Consider the following 25,208-nt stretch of genomic DNA (forward strand, 5'->3'; position numbering starts at 1 on the left):
CTTGGATTGTTCTGGCGTGGGAACGGCGGGCGCGCTCAGGCGCCAGCCATGGCCTTCTGGCCGACCTGCACTGCGCGCACGATGTTCTGGTAGCCGGTGCAGCGGCAGATGTTGCCTTCGAGCAGCTCGCGGATCTCGCCTTCGCTGGCGTTGGGATGGTTCTTGCACAGGTCCACCGCACTCATCACCATGCCGGGCGTGCAGAAGCCGCACTGCAGGCCATGGCACTCCTTGAACGCCGCCTGCATGGGGTGCATGGTGCCGTCTGCAGTCGCCATGCCTTCGATGGTCGTCACCTCGGCACCCTGCGCCTGCACCGCCAGCATGGCGCAGGATTTGACGGCCCGGCCGTTCACATGCACCGTACACGCCCCGCACTGGCTGGTGTCGCAACCCACATGGGTGCCGGTGAGCATCAGGTGCTCTCGCAGCGCATGGACAAGCAGGGTATTGGGAGGGACGTCAACACTGGCGGCGCGCCCGTTGACCGTGAACTGGACTTGCATCTGGCTGTCTCCTGGAGTGGTTCTGGCTGGATAGGAGCGCGCTCACGACCTCGCGGAGGGGATCAGGATCACGCTCATCGCTCGCGCATCTTCTGCCGCGCCCCAACGACCATCCCTAGGGACAACCCTAGATTTCCTGGACGCCTCGCTGGATATTCTCAAAATGAAACATGCTGCAATGCACACTAGTCCACTGAATCCGGGAAATCGGGGGTGCGCCAGGGCTGCGGCGGGATGCACGGCAAGGCGCCTGGCGCAGCCAAGGCTGGCTGCCTTGGCAAGTCAGGCAACGCCGCCGGGCACCCGCCGCAGCCCTGGCCCGCAGGGTGAGGGTCTGGCAAGGCCGCACTCGTTGTTGCCGTGCTCGCCGGGTGTACAACACGGCTGCGCCCGGCGCCTAGATTGCGGCCTTGCCAGACACTCACGCACCCCCGATTTCCCGGATTCAGTGGACTACCGCATCATGCGAACGTTCAGGAGCCCATTCACATGCTGATCTCCGCGCCCCACCCCGCTGCTGACCGCCACGCGCTGATTGCGCAGGCGCGCCAGAGCCTGCTGTCCGACGGTGCAGCGCCCGTACGCGCCGAGGTGGAACCGTGGATTGCGCGGTCCTGGCAGCGCTGCCTGGCGCGGGGCCTGGAGCCCACGCGGCGCGTGGCGTTTGACGCCGTCAGCGCCACGGCGCTGCGCCACAGCCAGGAGCAGCACCATCACCTGCTGCGCGCGGCCCGGCCGGTGCTGGAGCAGCTGACCCGGGCCATTGCGGGCATGCGCTACTTCGCCATGCTGACCGATGCACGCGGCATCGTGGTCGATGTGCAGGGCCATTGCGACCGGAGCGACCCGCGCGCCAGCGCCATTGGCCGCGTGGGCATTGACCTGTCGGAAGCCGCCGTGGGCACCACTGCCATCGGCGCCGCGCTGGAAGAGCTGCAGCCCGTGTGGCTGCACCGGGGCGAGCATTTCTTTGACGACAACGCCAGCTACAGCTGCGCCGGGGCCCCGCTGTTCGACCCCCAGGGCCGCTGCATGGGCATGCTGGACCTGACGGGTGTGGATGTGCCCGAGCGGCCCGAGCTGCGCCACCTGGTGGCCCGGTCGGCCCGCGCCATGGAAGACGCATTGCTGCTGCAGCTGCCCCACGCCCTGCTGCTGCGCCTGAACTGGCCGGGCTGCCCGCTGGGCGGCGAAGGCGACGGCCTGCTGACGCTGGATGCCGACGGCTGCGTGGTGGGTGCCAACAGCGTGGCCCGCCAGCTCGTGCCCCAACCCCTGCGCGCCCCCGGCCTGCCCGGCACCCGCACCCACTGCAGCGACCTGCTGGCCATGCCCTGGACCATGCTGTTCGACGCGGCCCGCCAGCAGCGCAGGGAGCCGCTGGATTTGCCGCTGTGGTCGGGCCTGCGGCTGCACGCCCTGGCGCAGCTGCCTGCGCACGCCCGCACCGTGGGCGACACCCACACGGCAGCGGTGCCAGGCATTGCATCGGCGCCCGCCCCGCTGCGCGAGGCCGAGGTCGCAATGATCCGCCGCGCCGTGCAGGAGGCGCGCGGCAACGTGGCCGAGGCGGCGCGTGCGCTGGGCATCAGCCGCGCCACGGTGTACCGCAAGCTGGGCGCCCACAAAGGCGGGTGAAGGGCCCGCGCCGCTGCCCACACCGCTGTGCGAGCTTCTGACGCCTCTAATTCAAGCCTTTTTGGCCGATAGCGCTAGTGCAATATGCCTGAGCAGCTATCAAATAGGTAGCAACTCAATCACCCCATCAACCGAGGCGCCTCGGGCCGCTCAGGCACGCGGCCGACGCAGGCCCACCACGGGCTGCGCGCTGCGCCGCTGCTGGCGCTCCAGCGCTCCGTCAGCGGCGGCTTTCAGCAGCCGCTGGAAGGACGGGCACTGGGCATGGCTCTCGGCCGGGCAGGCGGCCGCGTGCCGCAGGCCGTTGCTCATGGCCTTGAGACGCTTGACCATGGTGTCGAGCTCGTCGGCCTTGCTTGACAGCAGCTGCCGGTCAATGTTGGGCTCGCCACTGGGCAAGAACATCGACCGGATGTCGTCCAGCGAGAACCCGGCCGATTGCCCCAGCGCAATCAGCGCCAACTGGTCTATCACGCCGGGCGCAAACCGGCGGCGCTCGCCGGGTTGCCCTACCGACTGGATCAACCCCTTCTCCTCGTAATACCGCAGCGTGGACGCCCTCAGACCGGAGCGTTTGGCGACTTCGGCAATGTCCATGAAAAAACCTCTTGACCTCAAGTTGACTTGAACTTCTATATTCCGTTCAAAACCTTCTTCCGTCAACTTTTCGAGGTGTTTTCATGACTCTCTCAGTGCAAGACATTCCCCTCGCCGTGCTCCTGGGCATCGGTGCCACCGCCGTCATGGATGCGTGGCTGTTGCTGCTCAAAAGGCTGGGCGTGCCCACGCTCAACTTCGCTTTCATCGGCCGCTGGGTGGGCCACCTGCTGCGCGGGCAGGTCGCCCACGCGGCCATCGCCAAGGCGGCTCCGGTGCGCGGCGAGCTGGCCTGGGGCTGGCTCACGCACTACGCCGTGGGCATGGCCTTTGCCGGGGTGTTGCTGTCCCTGCAGGGCGCCGCCTGGGTCCACAGCCCCACCCTGCTGCCCGCGCTGGCCGTGGGCATGGGCACCGTGGCGGCGCCCCTCTTGGTCATGCAGCCTGCCATGGGCTCGGGCTTTGCGGCATCGCGCACGCCCACCCCGCTCAAGAACTGCCTGCGCAGCCTCGCCAACCACACCGTGTTTGGCCTGGGCCTGTATCTCTCCGCGCTGGTCATCGCACTGATTTCACGCTGACCTGTCCCGCGCCTTCTCCCCCGAAATCACTCCCAAGGAAACCACACCATGCAACAGATTGCCATCGTCTATCACAGCGCCCACGGCCACACCGCGCACATTGCCCACCACGTGCTGGACGGCGCCCGCGCCGTACCGGGCGTCCTCGCCGAACTGGTCAGGGCCGAAGACCTGGCGCAGGCGCCCGACCGCCTGCTGCGCTACGACGGCGTCATCCTCGGCTCGCCCACCTACCTGGGCGGGGTCTCCGGGCCGTTCAAGACCTTCATGGATTCCACAGGCCGCCTGTGGAAGACGCAGCAGCTCAAGAACAAGCTGGCGGCGGGCTTTACCGTGTCGTCACTGCCAGCGGGCGACAAACAGTCCACGCTGATGTCGATGTGGGTGTTTGCCATGCAGCACGGCATGGTGTGGGTGGGCAACCCCATCCTGCCAGAGCAGCATGCCGGGGTGCCGTACGACGAGGCGGCCAACCGCCTCGGCTCCTGGTCGGGCCTGATGGCGCAGGCGGGCCATGGGGCGGCCGCCGATGCGTTTGTGCCCGGCGACACCAAAACCGCCCGCATGTTCGGCCAGCACTTTGCCGAGACGCTGCAGCGTCTGGGCGGTGTGGGCGGTGCAGACGCACGCCAGACTGGCGAAGAGGTGGCGGCATGATCCCCGCGCGCTACGGCCCGGTGCTGTTCAGCCTGATCTTGTCGGGTGCGATGTCGCTGCTGGTGTCGGGCATCTCCACCTTTCGCGGACTGCAGCCGCAGCAGGACTTTGTGAGCCTGTGGGCGGGCGCATGGCTGACCGGGTGGCTGTTCGCCTTCCCGGCGGTGATGCTGGCAGCGCCGCTGGCCCGCAAGGCGGTGGCGTTGCTCACCACCGCCAAGGGCTGAGCACCTGCGAGCGGCTGACAAAACTCAGCGAAGCGGCCCTGGCTAGGCGTTTCGCCGCAGGCAGTACAAGCAGTACGACAAGGCGAGACAACAACGCCAGGGGAGTTTTGTCAGTCGCTCACGCCCGCTCGTACCAGCCCTTGCTGCGGTTGACGAGGTGCACTACCAGCAGCATCACCGGCACCTCGATCAGCACGCCCACCACGGTGGCCAGCGCGGCGCCCGAGTGGAAGCCGAACAGGCTGATGGCAGCAGCCACCGCCAGCTCGAAGAAGTTGGAGGCACCGATCAGTGCCGACGGGCAGGCCACGCTGTGCTTCTCCCTCACCACGCGGTTGAGCCAGTAGGCCAGCCCTGCGTTGAAGAACACCTGGATCAGGATGGGCACCGCCAGCAGCGCAATCACCAGCGGCTGCTGCAGGATGGCCTGGCCCTGGAACGCAAACAGCAGCACCAGCGTGGCCAGCAATGCGGCGATGGACCAGGGCCCCATGCGCGCCATGACGGCATCGAACACCGCCTGCCCCTGGGCCAGCAACGACCGGCGCAGCAACTGGGCCAGCACGACCGGGATCACGATGTAGAGCACCACCGAGGTCAGCAAGGTGTCCCACGGCACGGTGATGGCCGAGATGCCCAGCAAGAACGCCACCAGCGGCGCAAACGCAACCACCATGATGCTGTCGTTCAGCGCCACCTGCGACAGCGTGAACAGCGGGTCGCCGCCAGTGAGGCGGCTCCACACAAACACCATGGCCGTGCAGGGGGCCGCTGCCAGCAGGATGAGGCCTGCGATGTAGCTGTCCAGCTGGTCCGCAGGCAGGTAGGGCGCAAACCAGTGGCGGATGAACAGCCAGCCCAGCAACGCCATCGAAAACGGCTTGACCAGCCAGTTCACCACCAGCGTTACGCCGATGCCCCGGGCGTGCTTGCGCACCTCGCCCAGCGCACCGAAGTCCACCTTCACCAGCATGGGGATCACCATCACCCAGATCAGCAGGCCCACGGGCAGGTTGACCTGGGCGATCTCCATGCGGCCGACGGCCTGGAACACCGACGGCAAGAACTGCCCCAGCGCAATGCCCACCACGATGCACAGCAACACCCACACGGTGAGGTAGCGCTCGAACACGCTCATGGGGGCCGGCACTGGCGCGCCGGCCGGTCCGCACCGCGCCGTCATGGCGTGGCTGCGGCACGCGACAGCTCGCGCGCGGTGTGCTGCAGCAGGGTCTTTTCGAGCTTGTCGGCAGGCAGGTTGATGAGCAGCTCCAACCGCTGGTGGATGGCATGCAAGGTCTTGCGGAAAGCCTCGCGCTTTTCATCGTCCGTGCCGTCCCCTGCGGACGGGTCGGCGTAGCCCCAGTGCGCAGTGGCCGGGTGGCCGGGCCAGATGGGGCAGACTTCGCCGGCCGCGTTGTCGCAGACGGTGATGATGAGGTCCATCACGGGTGCGCCCGGGGCGGCAAACTCGTCCCAGCTTTTGCTGCGCAGGCCTTCGGTCGAGATGCCCGCGGCACGCAGCACCTCCAGGCCCAGCGGGTTGGGTTGCTGGTTGTCGCGCGGGCTGCTGCCCGCCGAGTACGCGTGGAACCGGCCCGGTGCCATGTCGTTGAGCAAGGCCTCGGCCAGGATGCTGCGGGCCGAGTTGTGGGTGCAAAGAAAAAGAACGTTCAAAGCGGTCATGCGGCGCTCTCAGCAGCAGCTGGTTTTGAGGGTTGCGGTCGTGGCCGGGCCGCAGCACGCCGCCCGAGACGCCGCTGGTGCAGGGGCCGCCGCCGAAGGAGCGCAGCAGGCGCCCGCAGATGAAGACGGTGTGGCCTCGTTGAAGACGGGGATGTCGCCCAGGGTGTGAAAGTGCTCCCATGCAATGCCCTGCGGGTCGGTCACCCAGTGCTTTTCGCTTCGGGCGTAGCAGCAGGTGGTGTTGCCCTCGTCGAGCAAGGCCATGTCGGCGGCCTCGGCGCGCGCCTTCAGTTCGGCCAGCTCCTGAGCGTCGTCGGTCTGCATGCCAAAGTGGTCCAGGCCTGGCTTGGCGCCGCGCGTGGAGATGGCGAAATTGACGCGCGGGTCCTCCAGCATCCACTTGGCATAGTCCGCCTCCACCCGCGTGGGGGCAGCAGCAAACAGCTTGGAATAGAAGGCGATGTTCTGGGCCAGATCATCGACATGCACATGGGCGTGGAAGCGTTTCATGGGGTTCTCCTTGGGGCAACGGTGAGGAACGGTCAGCAATGGCAGGAAGCAACCGCGCCGCCAGGGGTACAGGCCTGGCCTTCGCAGCAGTTTTCGGTGAGGTAGGCCAGCAGCGCATTCATGGTGTCGAACGCGGCGCGGTAGATGAGATTGCGGCCCTGTCGCTCCTGGCTGATGAGCCCTGCGTGCGACAGCTCCTTGAGGTGAAAGGACAGGGTGTTGGGCGCCACCTCCAGCTGGGCGGCCAGATCACCGGGGGTCAGCCCCGCAGGGCCCGCCACCACCAGCGCACGAAAGACCCGCAAGCGGATCTCCTGAGCCAGGGCTGCGAGGGCACGGACAACATCGGTTTCTTGCATAAATCGATAATACAACGATTGTTGAATTATTGAAAATGGCATCCCAAAAATCACTGGAAACCCACGCCGATCCCGGATGGCAGCCAATCGCCCGGGAGCACGCACCCGCCACAGCCTGTTACGCGTTGGCCCCGCCCCACGGTCGTATGATGACCCGCATACAAAAAAGGGCGGGAGCACGTGGACGATTTGGTTTCAATCTGGCATGGCGCCATGCAGGTGTTTGTGGTGGGGTTTCCGCCACTGCTGCAAAGCCTGCTGTTCTGGGTGTTTGCGGCACTCGTCGTGCACGTGTGCCAGCAGTTGGTGGAGCACACCGCGTATTCGGTGGACCCGTCCAGCCGCCGCATCAGCGCATCCCACGCATCGCTGTGCATTGGCTCCATCGTGTGGGCGCTGGATGTGGTCGGCCTGTTCCTGTACAACGAGCTGTCGCACCACGTACTGGAGCTGGTGCCCGCGCTCAGCGGCCTGGTCATCATGGTGGTGAGTGCGCGGCTCACCATCCCCACCCTCAGCACCGGCGCCAGCAAGCGCCGCATTGCGCTGGCCAGCTTGTGGCTGGCGATGGGCACGCTGGCAGGGCACTTCACCATCACCAGCAGCCACGTGCAGAGTTTCGGGCAGATCAACCTGCCAGCCACTGTGCTGTCGCTGGGCATTGCCACCGGCATTTCGTGCTACTGCGCAATCCGCCACCGCGCCGCCAAGCTCAGTGTGCTCACCCCCCGCTACCGGGCCCAGAACTGGGCGGACAAGCTGCTGTGCGGCGGCGCGATCCTGGTGCTGCACTGGCTGTTGGTCAACACCTTTGCCATGCACCTGGGCGACCCCGAGGGTGCGTCCGATGGCGCCGCGCTGCTCTTCGTGATGCTGGTGTTTGCGATGGCGGTGGCCATGGAGCATCTGAGCAACCTGCGCTCGGACGCGGGACGCCAGCAGTTGCTGCGGAGGGGGTTGTCGATGATGCGCACCTCGGCATTGGCCCACAACGCCCACAGCGATATTCAGCAGTCGCTGATTGCCGACCACCTGGACCGCCTGCTGCACCCGGACAACCTGGCCCTGCATTTCCAGCCCATCATCCACACCCAGCGCAGCGGGGTACAGCTGGAGGCGCTGCTGCGCCTGACCGACACCACCCTGGGCCGCATCAACCCCGAAACCTTCTTGCTGGTGTGCGAGCTGCAGGGCAAGACGGCGGAGGTGGACCGCATGATCCTGTGCAACGCGCTCGACCATCTGTGCCACTGGCGGGCGCAGGGGATGGACGCAGTGTCCATCAGCGTCAATGTGGCGCCGGTCACGCTGATGCACGAAAGCTTCGCGCCTTGGCTGGGCCTGCAGCTGGCCCAGCGCGCCCTGCCCCCGCGCACCCTGAAGCTCGAAATGACCGAGCATGCCGTGATTGCGCTGGGCCCCCAGATGGTGGCGGCCATCAGCGCGCTGAGCGCCCTGGGTGTGGCCGTTTTGATGGACGACTTTGGCGCCGGGTATTCGTCCCTGGGCATGCTGGCCGAGCTACCGATTGCGGGCATCAAATGCGACCGCCTGTTCGTACGCCAGCTGCCGCAGGACCGCCGCCGCCAGAAGCTGCTGCGGCACATCAGCTCGCTGGCGCGAGACCTGGGCCTGTCGGTGGTGGTTGAAGGCGTGGAGACGCCCGAAGAGCTGCGGGCCCTCGCGGCCGCCGGGCTGCACCACATCCAGGGCTACCTGTTCAGCCGCCCCATTGCAGCGCCTGACGTGCCCAATTGGCATCGAACGCAACTGCAGTCGCAGCGTGCAGCATTGCAAGCACTGCTGCACACGCCGGGCAGTGGCCGGGACAGCGATACCTCTTTTGTGCCCACGCAGCCCAGCACGCCTTGGGCCTCGGGGGCATGACCCCCATGGCTGCACTGAAAACCCTGGTCCTGGGCGGCTACGGCAACTTTGGGGCGCGCATCTGCCGCGCCCTGGTGGGCGATGAGGCTACCCGCCGCCACATTGCCCTGCTGGTGGCGGGCCGGGACGCCTCGCAAGCGAAGGCCCTGGCCGCCACGCTGGGCCACGGTGCACAGGGCGTGGCGCTGGACCACCAGGCGCCCGGCCTGGTCGCCACCTTGCGCGAGTGGGGTGTGGGTCTGGTCATCCATACGGCAGGCCCTTTTCAGGCGCAGGCCTACAACGTGGCCCAGGCAGCGGCCGAGGCGGGGGCGCACTACATCGACCTGGCCGACGGTCGCCGGTTTGTTGGCGACTTTCCCGCTGCCATGCAGGCTGCATTCACTGCCGCCGGGCGCACAGCCGTCGCGGGGGCCAGCACGGTGCCCGCGCTGTCCTCCGCCGTCATCGACCACCTGTGCGCGGGCTGGCAGCGCATTGACAGCATCGACATCTGCATTGCCCCTGCGCAACGGGCGCCCCGGGGCCAGGCCACGCTGGCGGCGGTGCTGAGCTACTGCGGCCTGCCCATTGACGTGTGGGACGGTGGCCGGTGGCAGCCGCACAGCGGCTGGGCGCGGCCCAGCCCCGTCCAGTTCCAGCGGCTGCGCCCTCGCCTGGGGGCAGTCTGCGACATCCCGGACCTGGAGATTTTTCCCGCCCACTATCGGGCCCGCGACTGCGTCATCTTCCGCGCGGCCCTGGAGGTTGGCTTGGCGCAAAGAGCCTTCGCCACCCTGGCAACGCTGCGCCGCTGGGGCGTGCTGCCCCACCCCGAAAAGCTGGCCTGGCTGATGCACCGCGCGGGCGGCGCGCTGGACTTTCTGGGCACGCCGCTGGGCGGCATGGTGGTGCGTGTGGCGGGTGCCGACGCACAAGGCCAGCCCCGGCGCCGCGCATGGCACATTGCGGCCGACAACGACCACGGCCCCGAAATCCCCTGCATGGCCGCCATCCTGCTGGCCCGCCAGCTCGCAGCCGGGCAGCCGCTGCCCACCGGGGCACACACCAGCACCAGCCTGCTGCCCCTGGAGGCTTTTGCTCCCGAGTTTGCGAAGTGGGGCATGGTGACGGATGTGGTGGAGGAATGAGCCCATGGCCCACCGGAAATTGACCTTCCCCATGCCAGCGCGGGCCGACGTTGTGTTCGATGCCTTCCACTACCACGAGTGGCGGTGCCAGTGGGATTCGCTGGTGCGCCGCACCAGCGTGGAAAGCGGTGCGCCCTGCCCCAGTGTGGGCGCCACCACCGAGAACCTGGGCGCCGGTGCATTGCGGGCGCTGTCCATGCGCACGCAGTTCGTCAGCTATGACCGCCCTGTGGTCGCGGCTGCGGCCATGGTGGGCCAGTCGTTTCCCTTCACCCAGTGGGCCGCCTCCATGCGCCACCAGGAGCAGGGCCCCCACCAGTCCCTGCTGATCTACACCTACACCTTTCAAGTCGGCCCGACAGCCTTGCGGACGGTGATGGAGCCTGTGGTGGACTGGGTCTTTGTCCGCAAGACGCGGCAGCGGTTCCAGCGCCTGGCGCAGTTCCTGGCGGTCCGTGCTGCCGACATTGCAGCTTGGCAACAGACACAGGGCGTCGCGAAATCCGCAGCACAGAAGGTCACCCCATGAACCACGCGTCAGCCCGCCTGCTGCGTGCCAGCCTCGTCGTCGTCTGGCTGGCCACCGCCGTGGTCAGCGTGTGGGAGCTGCACGGCCAAAGCCGCGAGTTGCTGGCAGGGCTGCCCACAGCCTGGGCCGGGGGCCACGCCCCATGGCTGCCCACTGCCATCATCTTGGCCGGGGCGGCGGCCGATGCGGTGCTGGGGCTGTGGCTGGCGCTCCGCCCGGGCCGCAAAGCGTATGGCGCTGCTTTGCTGATGATGCTGGCCATGACGCTGCTGGCCACGGCCATACAACCCGCCTGGTGGCTGCACCCCTTCGGGCCGCTGACCAAAAACCTGCCGATTGCCGCCATCCTGTGGGTGCTGCGGCAAGACGAGGCCACTTCTCTGCAAAAGCCATGAGCCTGTACCTCACCCTCAAATGGCTGCACATCATCTCCAGCGTGCTGCTGGTGGGCACCGGGCTGGGCTCGGCGTTCTACATGTTCTTTACCAACCGCAGCGGCAATGTGCAGGCGCAGGCGGTGGTCACACGCCTGGTGGTGCGGGCGGACTGGTGGTTCACCACGCCCACGGTGTTCATCCAGCCCGCCACGGGGCTGGCCATGGCAGCCATGGCGGGCCTGCCGTGGAGCACGCCGTGGCTCGCCGTCTCCATCGCGCTGTACCTGGTGGCCGGTGCCTGCTGGCTGCCCGTGGTGTGGCTGCAGCTGCGCATGCGGGATATGGCGAGAGTGACTGCAGAGGCAGCGCAGGCCGCGAACGGTGAGGGCGTGCTGCCGCCCCTGTACTGGCGCTACGCCCGCTGGTGGGAGGCACTGGGCTACCCGGCCTTTGTGGCCATGGCCGTGGTGTTCTACCTGATGGTGAACAAACCCGCCCTGACCTTCTGAACCTATGATCGCTCCATGCTGATCGAGACCCTGGACACTGCCCGCGACCTGGGGCGCTTGAAGGAAATCCTGGGCGTGATGGTGCGCCACGGGTTTGGCGACACCGTGCGCCGCCTGGGCCTGACCGACCGCCTGGAGCGCGCCGGCCAGGCGCTGAACTGGACCCACGCCGCCGACCTGGCCCGCGTGGAGCCGCCGGTGCAGGTGCGGCTGGCCCTCGAAGAGCTGGGCCCCGCGTTCGTCAAGTTTGGCCAGATTCTCGCAGGGCGGGCCGACCTGTTTGGCCCGGAATGGATTGCCGAGTTCGAGAAGCTGCACAGCAACGTGCCCGCTTTGCCCATCGACGCCTTGCGCCCGCAACTGCGCGAAGACCTTGGCGCCGAGCCCGAAGCCGTCTTTGCCTGGTTCGACACCACGCCGCTGGCCGCCGCATCGATTGCGCAGGTGCACCGCGCCCGTCTGCAGGATGGCAGCGAGGTCATCGTCAAGATCCGCCGCCCCGGCATTGCCGACACCATCCAGGCCGACCTGCGCCTGCTGCAGCGCCTGGCTGCGCTGGCCGAGGCCGAGCTGCCCGCGCTCAAGCCCTACCGGCCCCAGCAACTGGTGCGCGAGTTCGCCCGCTCGCTGCGCCGCGAGCTGGACCTGGCGGGCGAATGCCGCCAGGCCGAGCGCATTGCTACCAACATGGCCGTGCTGCCCCACATCGTGATCCCGCGCGTGCACTGGGCCTACACCCGCGAACGCATCAACGTGCAGGACTTCATCGACGGCACGCCCGGCGGCGCCCTGACCGCACTGACGCCCGAGGCCGGCTTTGACCGCACGGTGCTGGCGCAGCGCGGCGCGCAGGCGGTGCTGCAGATGATCGTCAAGGACGGCGTCTTCCACGCCGACCCGCACCCGGGCAATGTGTTTTACCTGCCCGGCAACCGCATTGCCTTCATTGACTTTGGCATGGTAGGCCGCCTGTCGCAGCGCCGGCGCGACGAGCTGCTGCAGTTGCTGCTGGGCTTGGTCGAGCACCAGCCGCAAGCCGTGGCCGACGTGCTGCTGGACTGGACGGGCGACGCGCAGGGCCTGAACCTGGGCCAGCTGGAGACTGAGATCGAGGCCTTTGTGGACCAGTACCACGGCGTGCCCTTGGCACAGCTGAGCCTGGGGCAGATGCTGGCCGACGTGACGGCCATCCTGCGCGAACACCACCTGGGGCTGCCGTCCGACCTCGCACTGCTGATCAAGGCCTTCATCTCGCTCGAAGGCATGGGCCGCAACCTCGACCCAGACTTTCACATGGCGACCGAAGCCCTGCCCTTGCTCAAGCAGGTGGTGCGCGCGCGCTACGAGCCCAAGGTGCTGGCCGGGCGCGCCTGGAGCACCTTGCGGCGCGCGTTGGCCACGGTGGAGCAGTTGCCGGACGACATCGGGCAGCTGCTGCGCAACGCGCGGCGCGGGCACCTGCAGGTGGGCATCGAGCTGGCGCACCTCAAGCGTGTGGGCGACCAGATCGACCGGTCAGCCAACCGTCTGGCAATGGCGCTGGTGATTGCGGCGCTGATCATCGGCTCGTCCATCGTGATGACCGTGAAGGGCGGGCCTACGCTGTTCGGCCTGCCCGCGTTTGGCTTCCTGGGGTTCTTCGGCGCGGTGGTGTGTGGCCTGTGGCTGGTGCGCGCCATCTGGCGCAGCAGCCATCACCGTGATGATGACTGAGCGCGGCAGACAGCAGGTCAAAACAACACACGCCGCGCCACCCCACCAGGCAGGCAGACGCGGCGTGTGCACACACTCACAGCCGGTCGGCAGCCCGTGTTCAGGGCTGCCCAAACCCCAAGCGATGCAATACCGCCTGGGCAGGCGGTTGGCGCAGCGCACTGGCAAACGCCTGGGCAGCAGCAGGCGCATCGGCACGCACGGTCAGGCCATAGGCTGCGCCTACCTGCAGGGCCGCAGGCAGCTGCACCACGCGCAGGCGCGGCACCTCGGCCTGGGCGGCCACGGCGTTGGTGCAGTAGGTCAGAAACACATCGGCCTGGCGCTGGTCCATCACCCAGGCATAGGTGCCCCGGCCCGCAGGTGGCTTGGGCGAATCCGCACCGCCCGTGAGCTTCAAGGCCTTGGCGTCCAGCTGGGCGTAGGCACCGGGTTGAACCTTGTCGGCCTGGCGGAACAGCGCCCAGGCGTAGTCGCCCGACGGGTCGGCCTTGGGCGTGGACGTGCCCACGCGCACGTCACTGCGCAGCATGGTGGCCAGCAGGGTGTCGGGAGTGGCACTGATCTGCTCGCTGGTCAGCGCACACAGCGCATTGCGCGTGAACACCACGGGCGCCTGCCAGCCACCCTGGGCGGCCAGGCGCTGCGGGTGGTCGGTGTCGGCCGAGGCAAAGACCTGTGCGGGCTCACCCTTTTCGATGCGCTCGCGCAGCAGGCCCGAGGCGCCGAAGGTCAGCACCACCTTCTGGCCCGTGCGGGCCTCGTGGTCGCGCGCGATCTCGGTGAACGCCTCGCGCAGGCTGCCAGCGGCATACACCTGCACGGGGGCCGCATCAGCCATGGGCACCTTGGCAGGGCCCGCAGAACAACCGGCCAGGGCTAACACGGCGGCTGCAGCAGCAGCCGACAAGGAGCGGTGTGTCATCGCGTCCGCTCACTGCGTGGCATTGGGGAAGAACAGTTGCTCGCCGCCGATCTTGTAGCCCGCAATGGCTTGCTGGCCGGCGGGCGACACCACCCAGTCCACAAACTTCTGCGCGTCCTGCGACTTCACATGCGGGTGCTTGGCGGAGTTCACGACCATCACGCCATACTGGTTGAAGAGCTTGGTGTCGCCCTCGACCAGAACGGCCAGGTCCGCGCGGTTCTTGAAATTGAGCCAGGTGCCACGGTCGGCCAGCAGGTAGGCGCCGCTCGATGCCGCAATGTTCAGCGCGGGCCCCATGCCGCAGCCACATTCCTTGTAGCCGCTGCCCTTGGCGGCATCGGCACCGGCCAGCTTCCAGTAGCGCAGTTCGGCTGCGTGAGTGCCGCTCTGGTCGCCGCGCGAGATGAAGTTGCCGTTGGTAGCGGCCAGCTTCTGCAGGGCCTGCACAATGTCCTTGCCTTTGGTGCCGGCCGGGTCGTTCTTGGGGCCGATGAGGATGAAGTCGTTGTACATCACGGGGTAGCGCTTCACGCCCCAGCCATCGGCCACAAACTTTTCTTCGGCCACCTGGTCATGCACAAACAGCACGTCGGCGTCACCCCGGCGCGCCATGTCGAGCGCCTGGCCCGTGCCCAGCGCCACCACTTTGATGTCGAGACCACTGGCCTTCTTGAACTCGGGCAGCAGGTAGCCAAACAGGCCCGACTGCTCGGTGGAGGTGGTGGAAGCCATGGTGATGCTCTGCGCGAACGCAGAACCAGACGCTACCAAAACGATAGCTGCTACCGCTTTGGACACTATCGCTACCGCGCGGAAAGGCTTGGAATTTTTCATCGCCGGGCCGCCCCAAGATGAAAAGGCGCCCTTGGGGGGCAGCGACCACACGAAGTGGGAAGCGGGGGGGGCAATTCGCGTCATACCAGCTCTCCTTTGACAAACAAACGGGCGGCCTCCGGCAAGGGGCCGTTGAAAAAATCGTGCACCGGCAAGTCCGCCACCAGGCGACCGTGCTCCATGTAGATGACGCGGCTGGCCAGACGCTTGACCTGCCCCAGGTTGTGGCTGCTGAACACCATGGTCACGGGGTGCGCCGGACCGGCAGCGCCGTGGCTGGCCGCAAAGTCGGCCATCAGGGCCTCGACCTCGCGCTTGGCGTGGGGGTCGAGGCTGGCGGTGGGCTCGTCCAGCAGCAGCACGTCGGGCCGCAGGGCCCACGCGCGGGCCAGCGCCACCCGCTGCTGCTGGCCGCCCGACAGGGTGCGCGCGTTCTGCGCAGCAATGCCCTGCAGGCCCACCCGCTGCAAGGCCGTCAGGGCCAGCGGGCGCGCATCGCGCCAGCGGGTGCCACGCAGCCACAGGGCCAGCGCTACGTTGTTCTGGGCGCTGGTGCGCAGCATGTGCGGGCGCTGGAACAGCATGGCCTGGCGCAGCGATGCATCGCACTGCAGGCCGCCCCCATGCGTATCGGCTAGGCCATGCAGCACGCGCAGCAAGGTGCTCTTCCCACTGCCGTTGGCGCCCACCAGCGCCACACGCTCGCCGGGTGCAATGCGCAGCGTGACCTGGTCCAGGGCTTGTACACGGCCGTAGCGCACGGTCACCTGGCGCAGATCCACCCAGGGGGTTGGCACCGGTCCGCTCATGCGGCTACTCCCACCGGCGTACTGGAAGCCGCGCCATCCACCCGCTCGCGCCAGCGCCGCAGCAACGCAATCAGCACATTCAGCGCCAGCACCACGGCCAGCAGGATCATGCCCAGCGCCAGCGCCAGCGGCAGGTCGCCCTTGCTGGTCTCCAGCGCGATGGCGGTGGTCATCACCCGTGTGAAGCCGTCGATGTTGCCGCCCACAATCATCACCGCGCCCACCTCGGAGATCGCCCGGCCAAACGATGCCAGCAGCACGGTCAGCAGCGCATAGCGCTCATCCCACGCCAGCAGCAGGCTGCGCAGCAGCGGGCCGGCGCCCATGGAGCGCAGCTGCTCGCCATGCGCGCGCTCGGCATCTTCCACCGTCTGGCGCGTGAGCGCAGTGACCACCGGCAGCACCAAGATAGCCTGCGCCAGCACCATGGCCTTGAAGCTGAACAGCCAGCCCAGCGAGCCCAGCGGCCCGCTGCGCGACAGCACCAGGTACACCACCAGCCCCACCACCACCGACGGCACGGCCAGCAAGGTGTTGAGCACGGCCAGCACGGCGCCACGGCCCGCGAAGCGCGCGACGCCCAACCACGCGCCCAGCACCAGGCCCACCCCGCAGGCCATCACACAGGCGGTGGCGCTGACAGACAAGGAGCGGCCCACGATGGTCCAGAGGACGGGGTCGGACGAGAGGGTGAGTTCAAGCGCTGTGGTCGCGCTTTCGGTGAGGGTGGACATGGGCCAGGGGATCGGTTTGGGCTATCGTAGGCACCCATCCAATATCCAGCGATATGAACTCCCGTGCATAGGGTCCAACTTCATTACACACTCAGCCGGGACGCGGGCACTGCGCTCATCCGCAACCCGCTGCCCGAGCTGCTGCAGGCCGTGGCCGAGCGCGGCTCCATCTCAGGCGCCGCGCGCGCGCTGGACCTGTCCTACCGCCATGTCTGGGGTGCCCTCAAGTGCTGGGAAGACCAGCTGGGCGGCGAATTGATCATCTGGGGCAAGGGCCAGTCGGCACAGCTCAGCGAGTTCGGCAGCAAGCTGCTGTGGGCCGAACGCCAGGCCCAGGCGCGCCTGGCGCCGCAGATTGCCGCGCTGCATGCCGACCTGGAGCGCGCATTCGCCGTGGCCTTCGACCCCAATGCCCATGTGCTCACCCTTTATGCCAGCCACGACGACGCACTGGCTGCGCTGCGCGCCCATGCCGCCACGCAGACCGATGTGGGCGCCCTGCACCTCGACATCCGGTTCACTGGCAGCGTGGACGCCATCCGTGCGCTGAACGAGGGGCGGTGCACCCTGGCGGGTTTTCACACCGTGGCCGACGCGGCCGCGCAGTCGCTCACCGCGCGCACCTACCAGCCACTGCTGCAGCCCGGGCTGCACAAGATCATTGGCTTCGCACAGCGCACCCAAGGGCTCATCGTGGCCCCCGGCAATCCGCTGGGTCTGCACAGCCTGGCCGATGTGGCCCGCACCGGCGCCCGCTTCATCAACCGGCCGCTGGGCTCGGGCACGCGGGTGCTGCTGGACGACCTGCTGGCCCAGGCCAGCATGGACCCAGAGAGCATCGTGGGCTACGCGCTCAACGAGCCCTCCCACACCGCCATCGCCCAGGCCGTGGCTGCAGGGGCTGCCGATGTGGGCATGGGCATCGAGCTGGCGGCCCGCGCGCGCGGGCTGGAGTTTGTCCCCCTGGTGCACGAGCGCTACCACCTGGCGTGCCTGAAAGCCAGCCTGGACCAGCCTGCCACGCTGGCGCTGCGCAACCTGCTGCAAACCCCCGAGTGGCTGGCGCACATGGCCACGCTGCCGGGCTACAGCGCCTGGCACTGCGGCGAGGTGCTGGCCATGAGCACCGTGCTGCCGTGGTGGCAATTCGCGCGGAAAAAGCGCACCTCAGCACCTAGGAAGAAACCCTAATTGCTGCATTTTTGATAGCTAAAGAATAAGCAGCCGCTGCGGGATAACACCGTCACGCTGCTGTCAGACTCCGCCTACAGTGCTCCGTAGAATCGCGCCGTCGTCAAAGTGTGCCCTGCCTCAGCGCCTACCCGCGCGGGGCCCGGGCATCTCGCACACACAGCCTTTTTATTGGAGACACCATGCAGGCTCTATTGAAGTTATCAAGAGGGATCGACTGGATTAACACCCAGGTCGGCAAGTACGTGGTCTGGCTGATCCTGGCCTCCACGGTCATCAGCGGCGTGAACGCCGTGGTGCGCAAGGCGTTCAACATCAGCTCCAATGCCTTCCTGGAAGTGCAGTGGTACCTGTTTGCTGCGTCGTTCCTGCTGGCAGCAGGCTACACGCTGCTGCAGGGCGAGCATGTGAAGGTGGACGTGATCTCGAGCCGCTTTTCCAAGCGCACACAGATCTGGATCGACGTGTTCGGCTACATCGTCTTCCTCACGCCCATGTGCCTGGCCGTGCTCTGGTACGGGGTTCCGTTCTTCACGCGCGCTCTCGCGTCGGGCGAAATGTCCAACAACGCGGGCGGCCTGATCCGCTGGCCCGTGTACCTCATGATGCCCCTGGGCTTCACGCTGCTGTGGCTGCAAGGCATCTCTGAACTCATCAAGCGCCTGGGCTTCCTGCAAGGCCTGATCGAAGATCCGACGGTCAAGAAGGTCGAAAAGACGGCCGAGGAAGAACTGGCTGAATCCATCCGCAACCTGGCCGAAGCGGCCAAGGGCAATGGCAAGAACAAGGCCGAGGCCCACTGAGCGGAGCACACACCATGGAATTTTTGACCCATAACCTCGCCCCCATCATGTTCGCGGGGCTCATCTGCTTCTTGCTGGTGGGCTTCCCGGTCGCATTCAGTCTGGGCGCCTGCGGACTGTTCTTCGCCTTCATCGGTATCGAGCTGGGCGTATTGCCCGAAGCCCTTCTGCAAGCCGTGCCGCTGCGCATCTTCGGCATCATGCAGAACGACACCCTGCTGGCCATTCCGTTCTTCACGCTCATGGGGCTCATATTGGAGCGAAGCGGGATGGCGGAAGACCTGCTGGACACCATTGGCCAGCTGTTTGGCCCCATCCGCGGTGGCCTGGCTCTGGCCGTGATCTTTGTGGGCGCGCTGCTGGCAGCCACCACGGGCGTGGTGGCCGCATCGGTGATCTCGATGGGCCTGATCTCGCTGCCCATCATGCTGCGCTATGGCTATGACCGCCGGCTCGCTGCGGGCGTGATTGCTGCGTCCGGAACGCTGGCACAGATCATTCCGCCGTCGCTGGTGCTGATCATCATTGCCGACCAGATGGGTCGCAGCGTGGGCGACATGTACAAGGGCGCCTTCCTGCCTGGCCTGATGCTCACCGGCTTCTATGCGCTGTACGTCATCCTGCTGGCGATCTTCAAGCCCCAATGGGTGCCTGCCATCCCGCCCGAAGCCCGTACGCTGCGTGACGAAAACGGCAAGAGTGGCGTGACCTCCCTGCTGGTGCTGACCGGCATCTGCGTGGCCGCCTCGATGTATGTGGCCAAGAACATGGCCGCCCTGCACACCTGGTGGTCGGGCGAGACAGTGGAACGCGTGGCGCTGGACGAAACCATCGTCGTGGCCATGTGCTTTGGCGTGGCCCTGGCCTTCGTGGTCGCCAGCGTCAACAAGATCACCCGCCTGGGCCTGCTGTCCAAGGCGGCGGAACGCGTGACGTTCGTGCTGATCCCCCCGCTGCTGCTGATCTTCCTGGTGCTGGGCACCATTTTCCTGGGCGTTGCAACCCCCACCGAAGGCGGCGCCATGGGCGCACTGGGCGCAGGCATCATGGCCATCATCCGTGGTCGCCTGAGCTTCTCGCTGCTCAAGCAGGCAGTCACCACAACCACCAAGCTGTCGTGTTTTGTGGTGTTCATTCTGGTGGGCGCGACCATGTTCGGCCTGACCTTCCAGGGCGTGGACGGCCCGCTGTGGGTGGAACACCTGCTGACCGGCCTGCCCGGTGGCCAGCTGGGCTTCCTGATCGTCGTGAACATCATGGTGTTCTTCCTGGCGTTCTTCCTGGACTTCTTTGAGCTGTCCTTCATCGTGGTGCCCCTGCTGGCCCCGGTGGCCAACAAGCTGGGCATCGACCTGATCTGGTTCGGCGTGCTGCTGGCCGTGAACATGCAGACCTCGTTCATGCACCCACCGTTTGGCTTTGCGCTGTTCTACCTGCGCAGCGTGGCCCCGGCAAAGGAGTACCTCGACAAGGTCACCAAGAAGATGATTGCGCCGGTGACGACACCGCAGATCTACTGGGGAGCGATTCCGTTCCTGTGCATCCAGTTGTTGATGGTGGGCCTGATCATCGTGTTCCCCGGCATCGTTTCCAGCGGTCTGGACAAGGCCGAGGTCTACGACCTGGACAAGGTCCGCATGGAAATGGAAGCCACCATGCCCGACGCGGCCGGAGCCCCCGAGGCCACCGACCCGACCGCAGGCATGGAAGGTGCCAGCTCGGCCCCTGGCGACGCTGCGGCCCCTGCTGCAGACGATCCGCTCAAGGCCCTGCAAGACTCAATGGCCAACGAGAAGAAGTGATCGGATGAACCCTCAGGGCTGTTGACCAGCCCTGGAGGCAAAAAAAGCTCCGGCAGATAGCGTCTGCCGGGGCTTTTTTCATGGGTTTGTCTCGCGCAGCGCGTGGCCGAAGGCAACGCTGCCAACACGCAGCCCATCTCCCTACTTACAACCCAAGGAGCCAATTCACGCTGATCCGACCAGTCTCACAGCACACAGGCCGCTACGCCTTGAGGTGTTGCCCTCAGCGGACCACTGAACCCGCTGGCCAGCGTCTACCGAGCGATCGCGCAAACGTGCCGATCACAGCAACAGAGGCGACGCCTTGAGCCCCAGCTGACCGAATATCGCGTGAGACCTAGCAGCGTCTCCTGCCCCGCAGCACCTCGGGATCGAGCATCCAACCCCATACACCAGACGCAAAAAAACCCGCCAGGCGAACCGGGCGGGTTTTCTGATCGAGATGCCCTGCGGCTTACGCCGCAGCCGGGCCATCAGATCTTCTGTGCGGACATGAAGGTGTCGTAGCGGGCTTCGGCAAAGCGGAACCAGAGGATCTGGTCGCGCTGGAAGGCACGCATGTCGGCGTAGATCTTCTTCCACTCGGGGCTCTTGGCGTCGTTCTCAGCGAACACTTCCATCGAAGCCTTGAACGAAGCGTCCATCACGGCTTGCGAGAAAGGCAGCACCTTGGTCTTGGCCGCCACGAGCTGCTTCAGGGCGGTGGGGTTCAGCGCGTCGTACTTGGCCAACATGTCCACGTGCGCCACGTTGGTAGCGGCTTCGATGATGGCCTTGTTCTCAGCCGACAGGCCGTCAAACGCCTTCTGGTTGACGAAGAAGTCCACTTCAGGACCACCTTCCCACCAGCCGGGGTAGTAGTAGAACGGAGCGACCTTGTTGAAGCCCAGCTTCTGGTCGTCGTAAGGACCCACCCACTCGGCAGCGTCGAGCGTGCCCTTTTCGAGGGCTTGGTAGATTTCGCCGCCAGGGATGCTCTGGGGCACAGCGCCGAGCTTCTGCATCACTTCACCGATCAGACCGCCGCCCAGGCGCATCTTCATGCCCTTGAAGTCGGCAGGCGACTTGATTTCCTTGCGGAACCAGCCACCCATCTGCGTGCCGGTGTTGCCACCTGCAAAGCTGATCATGTTGAAGCCGCCGTAGAACTCGTTCATGAGCTTGCGGCCATTGCCATGCAACATCCAGGCGTTCATCTGGCGGGCATTGAAGCCGAAAGGCACTGCCGAGCCCAGCGCGAAGGCGGGGTTCTTGCCGTAGAAGTAGTAAGGCACGGTGTGCGCCATTTCCACAGTGCCTTGTTGCACGCCGTCCACCACGCCGAAGGGGGGCATCAACTCGCCACCAGCGTGCACGGAGATTTCAAACTTGCCGCCCGACATGGCCTTGACGGCCTTGGAGAACACATCAGCGCCGCCATAGATGGTGTCCAGCGACTTGGGGAAGCTGGAGGCCAGACGCCAGCGAATGGCAGCCTGGGCGTGGACGGCGGGCGCAGCGCCTGCAGCCAGCACACCGGCGATGCCAGCGTGCTTGATGATTGAACGACGATCCATGAGGTTCTCTCCGATATATTGATTGCAAAACTTGGTGCGCACGCGTTGTGCACGGCCCACCAAGGACATGTTTCAGCCGGCACCATTGTAGGAACATGACCCCCAGGACTTTTGCGGGTTTTCCCGCGAAATTCCGACCTCAACACACACCTTCAGGGTTCTGCAAGCATCTGCGCGACAGCAGTGCGAAAGCCCTCACGGCACCCACGGCCAGCGCGGGGCGCTGACCGCAGCCGACCTCCGTTTCAGCCCGCGTTGCCAGGCAAAAACCGGGCGCTAATCGATGCGCGAATCCCCGCCGCATCCAGCCCTTGCAACGCCAGCAACTTGGCTGGGTCGCCATGTTCGATGAAGACATCGGGCAGCCCCAGCTGCAGCACGGGGCGCACGATACCCATGGCGTTGAGCGCCTCGGTCACCGCACTGCCCGCACCGCCCATGATGGCGCCTTCTTCCACCGTCACAAGCGCATCGTGGCGCTCCGCCACTTCGCGCAGCAAGGCTTCGTCGATGGGCTTGGCCCAGCGCATGTTGACCACGGTGGCATCCAACGCCTCGCCCACTTCGAGCGCGGGGTACAGCAAGGTGCCAAATGCCAGGATGGCAATGCGGGGCGCCTTGCCGTCGGCCTCGCCCTTGCGCTCACGGCGGATCTCGCCCTTGCCGAACGGCAGGCCGTCGAGCGCTGCGAGCGGCGCCACACCTGCGCCGCTGCCGCGCGGGTAGCGCACGGCCACGGGGTGGTCCTGCTCAAACGCACTACTCAGCAACTGTCGGCACTCGCGCTCGTCGGCGGGACAGGCCATGCTCATGTTCGGAATGCAGCGCACGAACGGGATGTCGTAAGCCCCTGCATGCGTGGCACCGTCAGCGCCCACCAGGCCCGCGCGGTCCAGCGCAAACACCACGGGCAGGTTCTGCAGGGCCACGTCGTGGATCAACTGGTCGTAACCCCGTTGCAAGAAGGTGGAGTAGATGGCCACCACAGGCTTCACGCCTTCGCAGGCCATGCCTGCGGCAAATGTGACGGCATGCTGCTCGGCGATGCCCACGTCGTAGTAGCGGTCCGGAAAGCGCTTTTCAAACTCGACCATGCCCGAGCCCTCGCGCATGGCCGGGGTGATGCCCACCAGGCGTGGGTCTTGCGCCGCCATGTCGCACAACCACTGGCCGAACACCTGGGTGAACGTCTGCTTGGGGGGCGTGGCTGGCTTGGTCAGGCCCACGCTGGGGTCGAACTTGCCGGGGCCGTGGTAGGCCACGGGGTCGGCCTCGGCCAGCTTGTAGCCCTGCCCCTTCTTGGTGACCACGTGCAGGAACTGCGGGCCCTTCAGGCTCTTGATGTTCTCCAGCGTAGGGATCAGCGAGTCGAGGTCGTGCCCGTCGATGGGGCCGATGTAGTTAAAGCCGAATTTCTCGAACAGAGTGGCGGGCACCACCATGCCCTTGGCCTGCTGCTCGAAGCGCTTGGCAAATTCGAGCAGGGGCGGCACCGGGCGCAGCACGGTCTTGCCCACGTTCTTGGCGGCGGCATAGAACTGTCCACTCATCAGCTGCGCAAGGTAGCGGTTGAGAGCGCCCACAGGAGGGCTGATGCTCATGTCGTTGTCGTTCAGCACCACCAGCAGGTTGCAGTCGGCCACGCCCGCGTTGTTGAGCGCCTCAAACGCCATGCCGGCGCTCATCGCGCCATCACCAATGATGGCCACCGCATGGCGGTTGTCGCCCTTGCGCTTGGCGGCCAGTGCCATGCCCAAGGCTGCCGAGATGCTGGTGCTGGAATGCGCCGTGCCAAAGGTGTCGTAGACGCTCTCGGCGCGCTGCGGAAAGCCCGAGATGCCGCCCAGCTGGCGCAGCGTGTGCATGCGGTCGCGGCGGCCGGTCAGGATCTTGTGCGGATAGGTCTGGTGGCCCACGTCCCACACCAGGCGGTCTTCCGGGGTGTTGAAGACATGGTGCAAGGCCACGGTCAGCTCCACCGTGCCCAGGTTGGAGCTGAGGTGGCCACCGGTCTGCGACACGCTCTGCAGCACGAACTCGCGCAACTCGGTCGCCAGCACCTTGAGGTCAGCGCGCGAGAGCCGACGCAGGTCTGCCGGGTCATTGATGGTCTGCAGCAAGGGAAAGGGTGTCGTGGACATTGACTATTCTTTTGATAGCTACCAGCGCAAGAGATTCAAGCACTAGCAGGCATTTGGACATTCATGGAGTCGCCAGGAACCAAGGCCGGGCTCAGTGCGAGCGGCGCACGACCATGTCCGCCAGGGCTGCCAGGGCACGGGTGTCGGGCAGGCCACTGCGCCCCAGCGCTGCATGGGCCTCGGCCAGCAGCTCCTGCGCGTAAGCCTGCGCACGTTCCAGACCGAGCAACGAGACGTAAGTGGGTTTGTCTGCGGCCGCGTCCTTGCCAGCCGTTTTCCCCAGGGTGGCAGAGTCCGCCACCACATCCAGGATGTCGTCCACCACCTGGAACGCCAGCCCCATGGCAGCGCCATAGTCGGACAGTGCCTGGTAGGCAACGGGCGCCGCATGGCCACACAGGGCGCCCATGAGCACGCTGCCCTGGAGCAAGGCGCCCGTCTTGAGGCGGTGCATCTGGCGCAGCTGCGCCTCGGTCAGCGCCACGCCCACGCTGGCCAGGTCAATTGCCTGGCCACCCGCCATGCCGGCCGAACCTGCAGCCCGCGCGAGCAGCCTGCACAGGGCCGCCTGCGTGGCGGCGGGGATCAACGTGTTGTCGGGGGTCAGCAGTTCAAACGCGAAGGCCTGCAGTGCGTCACCCGCCAGCAGGGCCTGGGCTTCGCCAAACTGCACATGCACGGTGGGCTTGCCACGGCGCAGCACGTCGTTGTCCATGCAGGGCATGTCGTCGTGGACCAGCGAATACGCGTGGATCAGCTCCACCGCGCACGCGGCCCGCAGGGCGGCTTCGTCCAGGGCTGCCTGCACCGCCGCGCCCTCAGGTGCGGCGGAATCCGAGGAACCGCTGCGCGCCGCCTCGTACGCGGCCAAAACCAGCAGGGGCCGCAGGCGCTTGCCGCCATCCAGCACAGCGTAACGCATGGCGTCGCCCAGCCCTGCCGGGGCGCCGTCGCCCACCCACAAGGTCAGCGCCTGCTCCACACGGGCGAGGTGATTCTGGCTCCAGAGATTCGTGTCCAGGGGCGGGTTCAACGCCGTCGAGGAGGTCATCGGCAATGCGCTCATTCCTGGTTCCATGGTTGCAGCTGGCCGTCGTCCAGCACCTTGATCTGGTCCTGCACGGCGTCGAGCCGGTGGCGGCAAAACGCCAGCAGGGTGGCGCCGCGCTGGTAGCCCGCCAGCATCTGGTCCAGCGGCAGCTGGCCCGATTCGATACGGGCCACGAGTTGCTCCAGCTCCTCCAGGGCCGCCTCGTAGCTGGCAGGTTCGGCGGGAGAAGCAGGGGTTGCGGGGGCCTTGGGCATGGAGGGTGCGGCAGTGCGCGGGTGAAAAACCGGTGATTTTAGGCGCAGCGCTGTGACGCCCGTGTCGGACAGCGGCCGATCCGTGGGAGGCCTCTATTTTTGATGGAACCGGTGTTTTCTATTCACGTAGCGGGGGTGCGGGAATAACCCCACCGCCTATAATCCCATTCCCGTCGAGCCGGCTACCCACCCTAGCCGG

The 25,208-nt window shown here is 66.5% G+C and carries 27 protein-coding genes; 13 read left to right on the plus strand and 14 right to left on the minus strand.

The genetic code is table 11. The features are described from left to right. Positions 1–35: 35 nt before the first annotated feature. Entirely contained in the window at positions 36–506 is a 471-nt protein-coding gene (locus tag ACODSM_RS10530) for a (2Fe-2S)-binding protein (RefSeq protein ID WP_110959975.1), read from the minus strand. A gap of 489 nt (positions 507–995) precedes the next feature. On the opposite strand from ACODSM_RS10530, the gene ACODSM_RS10535 reads away from it, so the two are divergent. Then, on the plus strand, positions 996–2,144 hold the full coding sequence (locus ACODSM_RS10535) for a helix-turn-helix domain-containing protein (RefSeq protein ID WP_488805220.1): 1,149 nt from the start codon (positions 996–998) through the stop codon (positions 2,142–2,144). Positions 2,145–2,294: 150 nt separating this feature from the next. Here the strand turns inward: ACODSM_RS10535 and ACODSM_RS10540 are convergent, their stop codons facing one another. Next, complete coding sequence (locus tag ACODSM_RS10540) at positions 2,295–2,741, minus strand: helix-turn-helix domain-containing protein (protein WP_060985698.1); 447 nt, start codon at positions 2,739–2,741, stop codon at positions 2,295–2,297. Positions 2,742–2,824: 83 nt separating this feature from the next. Here ACODSM_RS10540 and ACODSM_RS10545 point away from each other — a divergent pair, with 83 nt between their 5' ends. The 3 genes from ACODSM_RS10545 to ACODSM_RS10555 are packed head-to-tail and all read left to right on the plus strand — an operon-like array spanning position 2,825 to position 4,206. Then, positions 2,825–3,322, plus strand: coding sequence for a DUF2938 domain-containing protein (locus tag ACODSM_RS10545; protein WP_488805221.1), 498 nt, complete (start codon positions 2,825–2,827; stop codon positions 3,320–3,322). Positions 3,323–3,370: 48 nt separating this feature from the next. Then, on the plus strand, positions 3,371–3,979 hold the full coding sequence (locus ACODSM_RS10550; protein ID WP_488805222.1) for a flavodoxin family protein: 609 nt from the start codon (positions 3,371–3,373) through the stop codon (positions 3,977–3,979). After that, positions 3,976–4,206 (plus strand): DUF2798 domain-containing protein, encoded by a 231-nt coding sequence (locus tag ACODSM_RS10555; RefSeq protein ID WP_488805223.1) that lies wholly within the window; start codon positions 3,976–3,978, stop codon positions 4,204–4,206. The genes ACODSM_RS10550 and ACODSM_RS10555 overlap by 4 nt, the downstream gene beginning before the upstream one ends. Positions 4,207–4,324: 118 nt before the next feature. Here ACODSM_RS10555 and arsB read toward each other — a convergent pair whose 3' ends face one another. From arsB to ACODSM_RS10575, 4 genes are read right to left on the minus strand one after another with little or no spacing between them, the layout of a single operon-like run. Then, positions 4,325–5,344 carry an ACR3 family arsenite efflux transporter gene (gene arsB, locus ACODSM_RS10560; protein ID WP_488805224.1) on the minus strand — a complete coding sequence of 340 codons (1,020 nt, stop codon included), beginning with the start codon at positions 5,342–5,344 and terminating at the stop codon, positions 4,325–4,327. 41 nt (positions 5,345–5,385) lie between these two features. After that, a complete protein-coding gene (locus ACODSM_RS10565; protein WP_121942283.1) occupies positions 5,386–5,892 on the minus strand; it encodes an arsenate reductase ArsC in 507 nt (168 codons plus the stop codon). A gap of 9 nt (positions 5,893–5,901) precedes the next feature. Continuing rightward, the gene (locus tag ACODSM_RS10570) at positions 5,902–6,402 is read right to left on the minus strand and encodes an ArsI/CadI family heavy metal resistance metalloenzyme (RefSeq protein ID WP_488805225.1); all 501 of its coding nucleotides are present in this window, start codon (positions 6,400–6,402) and stop codon (positions 5,902–5,904) included. A gap of 32 nt (positions 6,403–6,434) precedes the next feature. Continuing rightward, positions 6,435–6,761: an ArsR/SmtB family transcription factor gene (locus ACODSM_RS10575; protein WP_488805226.1), complete on the minus strand. Its 327-nt coding sequence runs from the start codon at positions 6,759–6,761 to the stop codon at positions 6,435–6,437. Between the two features lie 180 nt (positions 6,762–6,941). On the opposite strand from ACODSM_RS10575, the gene ACODSM_RS10580 reads away from it, so the two are divergent. The 6 genes from ACODSM_RS10580 to ACODSM_RS10605 are packed head-to-tail and all read left to right on the plus strand — an operon-like array spanning position 6,942 to position 12,906. Continuing rightward, a complete protein-coding gene (locus tag ACODSM_RS10580) occupies positions 6,942–8,648 on the plus strand; it encodes an EAL domain-containing protein (RefSeq protein WP_488805227.1) in 1,707 nt (568 codons plus the stop codon). Between the two features lie 5 nt (positions 8,649–8,653). Further along, positions 8,654–9,778, plus strand: a complete 1,125-nt coding sequence (locus ACODSM_RS10585) for a saccharopine dehydrogenase NADP-binding domain-containing protein (protein WP_488805228.1) — start codon at positions 8,654–8,656, stop codon at positions 9,776–9,778. Positions 9,779–9,782: 4 nt separating this feature from the next. Continuing rightward, a complete protein-coding gene (locus ACODSM_RS10590; protein ID WP_488805229.1) occupies positions 9,783–10,307 on the plus strand; it encodes an SRPBCC family protein in 525 nt (174 codons plus the stop codon). Continuing rightward, entirely contained in the window at positions 10,304–10,702 is a 399-nt protein-coding gene (locus tag ACODSM_RS10595; protein WP_488805230.1) for a DoxX-like family protein, read from the plus strand. The genes ACODSM_RS10590 and ACODSM_RS10595 overlap by 4 nt, the downstream gene beginning before the upstream one ends. Further along, positions 10,699–11,193 (plus strand): DUF2269 family protein, encoded by a 495-nt coding sequence (locus tag ACODSM_RS10600; protein ID WP_488805231.1) that lies wholly within the window; start codon positions 10,699–10,701, stop codon positions 11,191–11,193. The genes ACODSM_RS10595 and ACODSM_RS10600 overlap by 4 nt, the downstream gene beginning before the upstream one ends. A gap of 15 nt (positions 11,194–11,208) precedes the next feature. After that, positions 11,209–12,906: an ABC1 kinase family protein gene (locus tag ACODSM_RS10605; protein ID WP_488805232.1), complete on the plus strand. Its 1,698-nt coding sequence runs from the start codon at positions 11,209–11,211 to the stop codon at positions 12,904–12,906. A gap of 100 nt (positions 12,907–13,006) precedes the next feature. Here ACODSM_RS10605 and ACODSM_RS10610 read toward each other — a convergent pair whose 3' ends face one another. The 4 genes from ACODSM_RS10610 to ACODSM_RS10625 form a co-directional block, all read right to left on the minus strand. Further along, positions 13,007–13,831 carry a molybdate ABC transporter substrate-binding protein gene (locus ACODSM_RS10610; RefSeq protein WP_488805233.1) on the minus strand — a complete coding sequence of 275 codons (825 nt, stop codon included), beginning with the start codon at positions 13,829–13,831 and terminating at the stop codon, positions 13,007–13,009. A gap of 9 nt (positions 13,832–13,840) precedes the next feature. Next, the gene (locus ACODSM_RS10615; protein WP_488805303.1) at positions 13,841–14,668 is read right to left on the minus strand and encodes an ABC transporter substrate-binding protein; all 828 of its coding nucleotides are present in this window, start codon (positions 14,666–14,668) and stop codon (positions 13,841–13,843) included. A gap of 80 nt (positions 14,669–14,748) precedes the next feature. After that, positions 14,749–15,477, minus strand: a complete 729-nt coding sequence (locus tag ACODSM_RS10620) for an ABC transporter ATP-binding protein (RefSeq protein WP_056639469.1) — start codon at positions 15,475–15,477, stop codon at positions 14,749–14,751. Beyond that, complete coding sequence (locus ACODSM_RS10625; RefSeq protein ID WP_488805234.1) at positions 15,474–16,211, minus strand: ABC transporter permease; 738 nt, start codon at positions 16,209–16,211, stop codon at positions 15,474–15,476. Before ACODSM_RS10625 ends, ACODSM_RS10620 begins: the two co-directional genes overlap by 4 nt. Before the next feature lie 63 nt (positions 16,212–16,274). Between ACODSM_RS10625 and ACODSM_RS10630 the strand changes: the two genes are divergently transcribed. The 3 genes from ACODSM_RS10630 (at position 16,275) to ACODSM_RS10640 (ending at position 20,007) form a co-directional block, all read left to right on the plus strand. Next, positions 16,275–17,402, plus strand: a complete 1,128-nt coding sequence (locus ACODSM_RS10630; protein WP_488805235.1) for a substrate-binding domain-containing protein — start codon at positions 16,275–16,277, stop codon at positions 17,400–17,402. Between the two features lie 182 nt (positions 17,403–17,584). Then, the gene (locus tag ACODSM_RS10635; protein WP_056748212.1) at positions 17,585–18,205 is read left to right on the plus strand and encodes a TRAP transporter small permease subunit; all 621 of its coding nucleotides are present in this window, start codon (positions 17,585–17,587) and stop codon (positions 18,203–18,205) included. Between the two features lie 14 nt (positions 18,206–18,219). Then, positions 18,220–20,007 carry a TRAP transporter large permease gene (locus ACODSM_RS10640; protein WP_488805236.1) on the plus strand — a complete coding sequence of 596 codons (1,788 nt, stop codon included), beginning with the start codon at positions 18,220–18,222 and terminating at the stop codon, positions 20,005–20,007. A 473-nt stretch (positions 20,008–20,480) separates the two neighbouring features. Here ACODSM_RS10640 and ACODSM_RS10645 read toward each other — a convergent pair whose 3' ends face one another. From ACODSM_RS10645 to xseB, 4 genes are all read right to left on the minus strand, one after another. After that, positions 20,481–21,563, minus strand: coding sequence for a TRAP transporter substrate-binding protein (locus ACODSM_RS10645; protein WP_015015263.1), 1,083 nt, complete (start codon positions 21,561–21,563; stop codon positions 20,481–20,483). A 245-nt stretch (positions 21,564–21,808) separates the two neighbouring features. Beyond that, entirely contained in the window at positions 21,809–23,704 is a 1,896-nt protein-coding gene (dxs, locus tag ACODSM_RS10650) for a 1-deoxy-D-xylulose-5-phosphate synthase (RefSeq protein ID WP_488805237.1), read from the minus strand. Between the two features lie 91 nt (positions 23,705–23,795). Beyond that, a complete protein-coding gene (locus ACODSM_RS10655; protein WP_488805238.1) occupies positions 23,796–24,770 on the minus strand; it encodes a polyprenyl synthetase family protein in 975 nt (324 codons plus the stop codon). Next, positions 24,767–25,009, minus strand: a complete 243-nt coding sequence (gene xseB, locus ACODSM_RS10660; RefSeq protein ID WP_488805239.1) for an exodeoxyribonuclease VII small subunit — start codon at positions 25,007–25,009, stop codon at positions 24,767–24,769. Before xseB ends, ACODSM_RS10655 begins: the two co-directional genes overlap by 4 nt. Positions 25,010–25,208 lie beyond the last annotated feature (199 nt).

This window comes from Acidovorax sp. FG42 (assembly GCF_057809195.1).